The sequence below is a fragment of the Vibrio sp. Hep-1b-8 genome, assembly GCF_006124995.1.
Classification (GTDB): domain Bacteria; phylum Pseudomonadota; class Gammaproteobacteria; order Enterobacterales; family Vibrionaceae; genus Vibrio.
Genome location: NZ_QEWN01000113.1, coordinates 83,143 through 89,384, shown reverse-complemented (window position 1 = coordinate 89,384; position 6,242 = coordinate 83,143). Strand labels below are relative to the sequence as shown.

Here is a 6,242-nt window from a genome sequence, read left to right as displayed (position 1 = left end):
GTTCCCCGAAGGTTCAGTTAACTCGTTTCCGCTCGACTTGCATGTGTTAGGCCTGCCGCCAGCGTTCAATCTGAGCCATGATCAAACTCTTCAATTTAAGATTTTGTTCGGCTCAATGAATACTGAACATTACATAAGTAATGTTTGAATTGACTGTGCTCTTATTGGTCTTTACTTTTGAAAAAGTAAAACAAAACAGCTCAAGGCTGTTGCCCAATTCGAATGGTCACTTCGTTTCATTGAAACCTAATTTGAAACCCCTCTTTATTTAGAGAAATTTCTAATTGGATTATCATCAACGAGTGCCCACACAGATTGATAGGTCTATATTTTTAAAGAGCTTCTCTTCTGCGTGATTTGTATCACTCGGAAGAGGCGGCCATTCTAGCGATTTAAGTTTTAGTGTCAACCACTTTTTTCAAACTTTTTTTTCAAGCAACTTGCTTGGCTAGTTAACCGTATCGACTTCGCTTGAACCCTTGTGAGCTCTTGCCCTGTCGACGAGGTGGCATTATAGAGATCGCGCTCACATTGGCAAGCGTTATTTTGAAAAAATTGCAAAAATAACATCTAAATGTCGTTTTTTCGCTCAAAGTTTTATTTATCCAACTTTACCCAAAATAAGCAAACATCATACTCACAGAGTTATCCACAATTGCTATTTTTTAGACAAAAGAAAAGGCCGCATTGCGACCTTTCTTCTTATATATAAGAGAGCAGATTAGATACCGGAACCATCTTGCTCATTACCATCATCTTCATGAAGTCCACATTCACGCTTTAAACCAAAGAAACGAGTTTCTTCTTCACTCATTCCTGGTTCCCATTTTTTCGTGGTATGGGTATCACCAACGGACAGATAACCTTCATCTCTTAGCGGGTGATATGGCAGACCATGTTCTTCTAGGTAGTAATGAACATCTTTATTAGTCCAGTCGATTACGGGTAGGAATTTAAACACACCATTTTGGATAGACAAGATCGGCAAGTTGGTACGTGACTTAGATTGCTCTCGGCGTAGGCCAGAGAACCAAGTTCCAACTTCTAGTTCATCCAACGCGCGACGCATTGGTTCGACTTTGTTTATCTTGTTGTATTTCTCTATTCCCTCTATACCTTGCTCCCACAGATTTCCGTAACGCGCTTCTTGCCAGTTTGGACTCTCTACTGCTCGATAAACTTTGAGATTTAAAGTCAACTGTTCACTTAACTGATCGATAAAGCGATACGTTTCGGGAAATAGATAGCCTGTATCGGTTAAGATGACTGGGATATCTGGGGACTGTTGAGTCACAAGGTGTAGCATCACAGCCGCTTGAACACCAAAACTTGAAGAGACCGCAAACTGACCTTCGAGGTTTTCTAATGCCCAAGCAACTCTTTGCTCAGCGGTTAGCTTCTCTAGCTCACCATTAATTTGTGCAAGACGGAGTATTTGCTCCGTCTTAGTTAATGAGAGCAGTTCTGCTAACTTCGGTTTGGAAGCGACAGAATCAAGCATGCAAGTCCCTCTTAGATACTTTGACTTCTTGGATGATGCCAGCACGGATAGCAAAATCACCAAATCCTTCGCCAGCTTCACGCTCTTTAGCCCAACGGCCTACGAGCTGATCAATCTCTTCTAGTATCTGTTTGTCTGTGATGTTCTCTTTATACATCTTCGGAATACGTGTACCTGCCCGGTTACCACCTAAGTGAAGGTTGTAACGGCCAGGTGCTTTACCAACCAGGCCTATCTCAGCCAACATTGCCCGGCCACAGCCATTTGGACAACCCGTAACACGAAGAATGATGTTGTCTTCTTCAGGTAAACCGTGTTTCTCAAGGATACCTTCTACGTCAGTAACAAACTGCGGAAGGAAACGTTCAGCTTCAGCCATCGCCAGTGGACAGGTTGGGAATGCGACACACGCCATTGAGTTTTTGCGCTGTTCACTCACGCTGTCATCAATTAAACCGTGCTCGCGGGCAATCTTCTCAATCTTAGCTTTCTGGCTCTTAGCCACACCAGCAACAATTAAGTTCTGGTTTGCCGTCATACGGAAATCACCTTTATGGATTTTGGCAATTTCAGCAACACCCGTTTTGAGTGGTTTTCCCGGGAAGTCCAGTAGACGGCCGTTTTCAATAAACAGTGCCAGATGGTGTTTACCATCGATACCTTCAACCCAACCGATGCGGTCACCACGATCAGTAAACTCGTATGGACGACTATCGCCAAACTTCACACCAGCTCGCTTCTCTACTTCTGCTTTAAATACATCAATACCAACACGGTCTAGTGTGTATTTAGTTTTTGCATTTTTACGGTTTGAACGGTTACCCCAGTCACGCTGAGTCGTTACTACCGCAGCGGCAACATCAAGTGTCTTTTCTAGTGGAACAAAACCAAAGTCATCGGCACGGCGAGCATAAGTAGAAGTGTCACCGTGAGTCATTGCCAGACCACCACCGACTAATACGTTAAAGCCCACCAGCTTACCGTTTTCACCAATCGCGACAAAGTTAAGGTCGTTCGCATGTACGTCGACATCATTTTGTGGCGGAATCACAACCGTTGTTTTGAACTTACGAGGAAGATAAGTCTTACCCAGGATTGGCTCGTCATCTTCTGTTGTTTCTACTTTCTCACCATCTAACCAGATTTCAGCATACGCTTTGGTTTTAGGAAGCAGGTGTTCACTGATCTTCTTCGCCCATTCATAAGCTTCTTGATGTAACTCAGACTCAATTGGGTTGGTGGTACATAGTACGTTACGGTTTACGTCACCCGCAGTCGCAATTGAATCAATCCCAATGCTGTTTAGAGTCTGGTGCATAAGCTTGATATTTGGCTTAAGCACACCGTGAAACTGGAACGTTTGACGTGTAGTCAGACGGATACTGCCGTAAAGCGAATGTTCGGTTGCAAACTTATCGATCGCTAGCCACTGCTTTGGCGTAATGATGCCACCTGGCATGCGCGCGCGTAGCATTACATTGTGCAATGGTTCGAGTTTTTGCTTAGCACGTTCATTTCGAATGTCGCGGTCATCTTGCTGGTACATTCCGTGGAAACGAATCAGCTGAAAGTTATCTGCTGTAAATCCACCAGTAATACGGTCCTGTAAATCTTGCTCGATTGTGCCACGTAAGAAATTACTTTGAGTTTTGAGGCGTTCGTTATCCGAAAGAGGTCCTAGAACTTCACCCAATACTTCCTGCTTATTACTCATTAGTACACATCCCTTTGGTAACGTTTTGCTTTACGTAAGTCGTTAATAAATTCTTCTGCATCATCACGAGACATCTTGCCTTGTTGCTCAGCAACAATTACCAATGCTTCGTGCACATCTTTTGCCATTCGAGTTGCGTCACCACAAACATAGATATAGGCACCATCTTGAATCCACTGCCAAACCTGCTCAGCATTTTCTAGGATGCGGTGTTGGACGTAGACCTTCTCTACTTGGTCACGGCTAAAAGCAACATCTAGACGATTAAGTAATCCAGATTTGAGGTACTTCTGCCACTCCACTTGATAGAGGAAGTCTTGAGTAAAGGTGCGGTCACCGAAGAATAACCAGTTCTTGCCTTCAGCATCGCGGTTATCTCGCTCTTGAATAAAGCTACGGAAAGGCGCAATACCAGTACCCGGACCAATCATAATGACGGGAGTGTTGTCATCTTGAGGCAATTTGAAGTTATTGTTGTTTTCAACAAACACTTTAACCTCCCCGCCCTCTTCCAGTCGCTGTGACAAGAAGCTTGAGGCACCGCCGTAGCGCTTATCGTCACCTTTATCATATTCAACAAGGCCAACGGTTAGATGAACTTCTTGGTCTACTTCTGCCTGACTCGAAGCGATTGAGTATAGGCGAGGGGTCAAACGACGCAGCAAACCAATCAGTTGATCTGCGGTTAACTTGGTTTTCTTTTCATCAAGAACATCAACGACCTGGGTATTTGTTGCGTATTCTCGCAATTGGTCTTTATCTTGAGCCAGTTTTTGTAGTTTTTTACTACCGGACAGTTCGGCGTACTTCGCGACCAGTTGTGGGTTAGATGCAGTGATCTCATATTTAGCCACCAGCGCACTATGAATTGACAGGCTTTCACCATCCACTTCAACGCTTTCCACCCCAGATAAACCCACTTTTGCTAAGATTGCGTTAGCGAGCTCAGAGCTGTTTTCAAACCATACCCCAAGCGCATCACCCGGTTGATATGTTAAGCCCGAGCCGTCCAAGTCGATTTCGATATGACGAACATCTTTCCCTGAATCACGGCCTGTAATTTTTTGGCTAGTCAGCAAAGTGGCAGTATAAGGTTTTTGCTTACTGTACTGAGAGTGTCCAGCAGCCTGAGCCACTGGAAGCTGGACTATATCCGCTTCTTGCCCAGAAGAGAGATCTTCTTTCACTGTCTCCAGCGCTTTAGCACGCCATTCAGACGCGGACGCTTCATAGTCAACATCACAATCAATTCGATCAATGAAAGCCGTCGCGCCTTGCTTCGCAAGGTAAGCGTCAAAATCTTTACCAGTTTGGCAGAAGAACTCATAGCTAGAGTCACCCAGACCAATCACACCATATTTCAGGTTCGCTAATTTAGGTGCTTTCTTAGACTGCAAAAACTCATGCAATTCAATCGCATTGTCCGGCGCTTCACCTTCACCATTCGTTGAAGCCACAATAATTACATGTGTTTCTTTGGCTAGGTTCTTACCTTTATAGTCACTGGCATCGAATAGCTCTGCTTCAATACCCAAGGCTTTTGCTTCTTGCTCTAGCGCTTCTGCAACACCTTTAGCATTGCCGGTTTGTGAAGCAAAAATAATTGATAGTTTGCCAGCAGGCTTTGCCGCTACAGCAGCAACGGCTTGGTTGATTGGTGCGGCAGCAGACACGGTCTGTGTTTGGGCCAATCCCCAGAAATATCCACTCACCCATGCCAACTGCTGAGAAGACAAGTCTGCAACGGTCTGTTGTAGCGAGTTCAGCTGTTGATCATTCAGAGGAGCTGCGATCGATGGTAGTTCTTGTGGCGTGTTTCCTTGAGAGGACACGTTCTTGTTTAAAGACATGGTCTCGACATCCCTATTCATTGCGTGATGATAGATTAACCACTCTCTTTAATAACAAGAAAGAATAGAAGTGAATGTTTTATAACTTTTTGAATTAAAGAATAGGGAGACAACAATCAACAAATGCTATTTTGCCTCTACGCGAACCTGTTTGAAACCTACCGCCATTGCTGACTTTGACGCTAGATCGAGGTCCATATAATGACACTCTTCACCGTGAGAGTCGGTCAAAAGAACAAAGCCACCACGAGCATGGCGAAATTCCACAATCCAGCTTCCTTCTTGCGCCGAAGGCTCGATAATGGCTTCTACTAACTGATGCTCGCGGTATAGATTTCGAAGTTCAGTGATAGTCATGAGATTCCTTTCTCTGGCTAAAAACATAATTCCTTCTTAAGCATGGCTAAAAACCGCGAAAGTTCTAAATGAAATGATGAGATATAATTAATAGGTATAAAAAAACGCCGCTTTAGAAACCGGCGTTTTAAAGAAATCAATTTGTGGTTTAGAACGAGAACTCTGCACCAGCGAAGAAGCCATTTGCGAATACAAACGGGTCGCCTTTAGTATTCGGGAACTCTTCAGACTCTAAATCAATCACACGGTAGCCACCGCGGAATGCTAGCGTATTTTCGCCTACAGGCATGCGGTACTGCATACCAGCCATCAAGTCAGTGCTCTTAATACCATCACTGTTACCGAAGTTCATCTCACCAATGACATCAAAGTTGGTGTTAGGAACCGTAATCTCAGCATAGCCGTACCAAGCCCAAATCATTTTATCGAACGTAGCGCGAGCGTTGTTCTCTGGGTTTATGTACTTAGTGCCACTCAGATCGCTGAACGTCATACCCGCATCAAAGTGCATCAAATCATGCTCCATAATACGGTAGTACAAAGTTAGATCCAGTTTATCAAACGCCGTGTAATCAGCATCAACACTGGTGTAACGAAGACGTGCATCAGGCACATATTTGATACCGTGTTCAACCGCTACATAAACACTTGGTGTTGTATCACCATCTCGAGTGACCTCGTTCACTTTAGTGTCTGTTAGCCACGCTTCAGCGCCAAACTTAGTTGTTAGAGAGGACTCAGCGAAAGCTGACGCAGAAACGACTGCCGCGATGGCGAATGCACTGGCGGTTTTAAAACCCATGGGATTAGTTCTCCAAGT

The 6,242-nt window shown here is 44.4% G+C and carries 5 protein-coding genes; all 5 read right to left on the bottom strand.

The annotated features are described in order from the left end of the window. Nucleotides 1-721 precede the first annotated feature (721 nt). A complete protein-coding gene (locus DA100_RS14670) occupies nt 722-1,501 on the bottom strand; it encodes a phosphoadenylyl-sulfate reductase (RefSeq protein ID WP_138972810.1) in 780 nt (259 codons plus the stop codon). Further along, entirely contained in the window at nt 1,494-3,215 is a 1,722-nt protein-coding gene (cysI, locus tag DA100_RS14665; RefSeq protein ID WP_138972809.1) for an assimilatory sulfite reductase (NADPH) hemoprotein subunit, read from the bottom strand. The genes DA100_RS14670 and cysI overlap by 8 nt, the downstream gene beginning before the upstream one ends. Then, nucleotides 3,215-5,065, bottom strand: a complete 1,851-nt coding sequence (locus DA100_RS14660; RefSeq protein ID WP_138972808.1) for an assimilatory sulfite reductase (NADPH) flavoprotein subunit — start codon at nt 5,063-5,065, stop codon at nt 3,215-3,217. The genes cysI and DA100_RS14660 overlap by 1 nt, the downstream gene beginning before the upstream one ends. A 126-nt stretch (nt 5,066-5,191) precedes the next feature. After that, nucleotides 5,192-5,422 (bottom strand): hypothetical protein, encoded by a 231-nt coding sequence (locus DA100_RS14655; RefSeq protein ID WP_040895308.1) that lies wholly within the window; start codon nt 5,420-5,422, stop codon nt 5,192-5,194. 148 nt (nt 5,423-5,570) lie between these two features. Further along, nucleotides 5,571-6,224, bottom strand: coding sequence for a TIGR04219 family outer membrane beta-barrel protein (locus DA100_RS14650; RefSeq protein WP_138972807.1), 654 nt, complete (start codon nt 6,222-6,224; stop codon nt 5,571-5,573). Between the last annotated feature and the right edge of the window lie 18 nt (nt 6,225-6,242).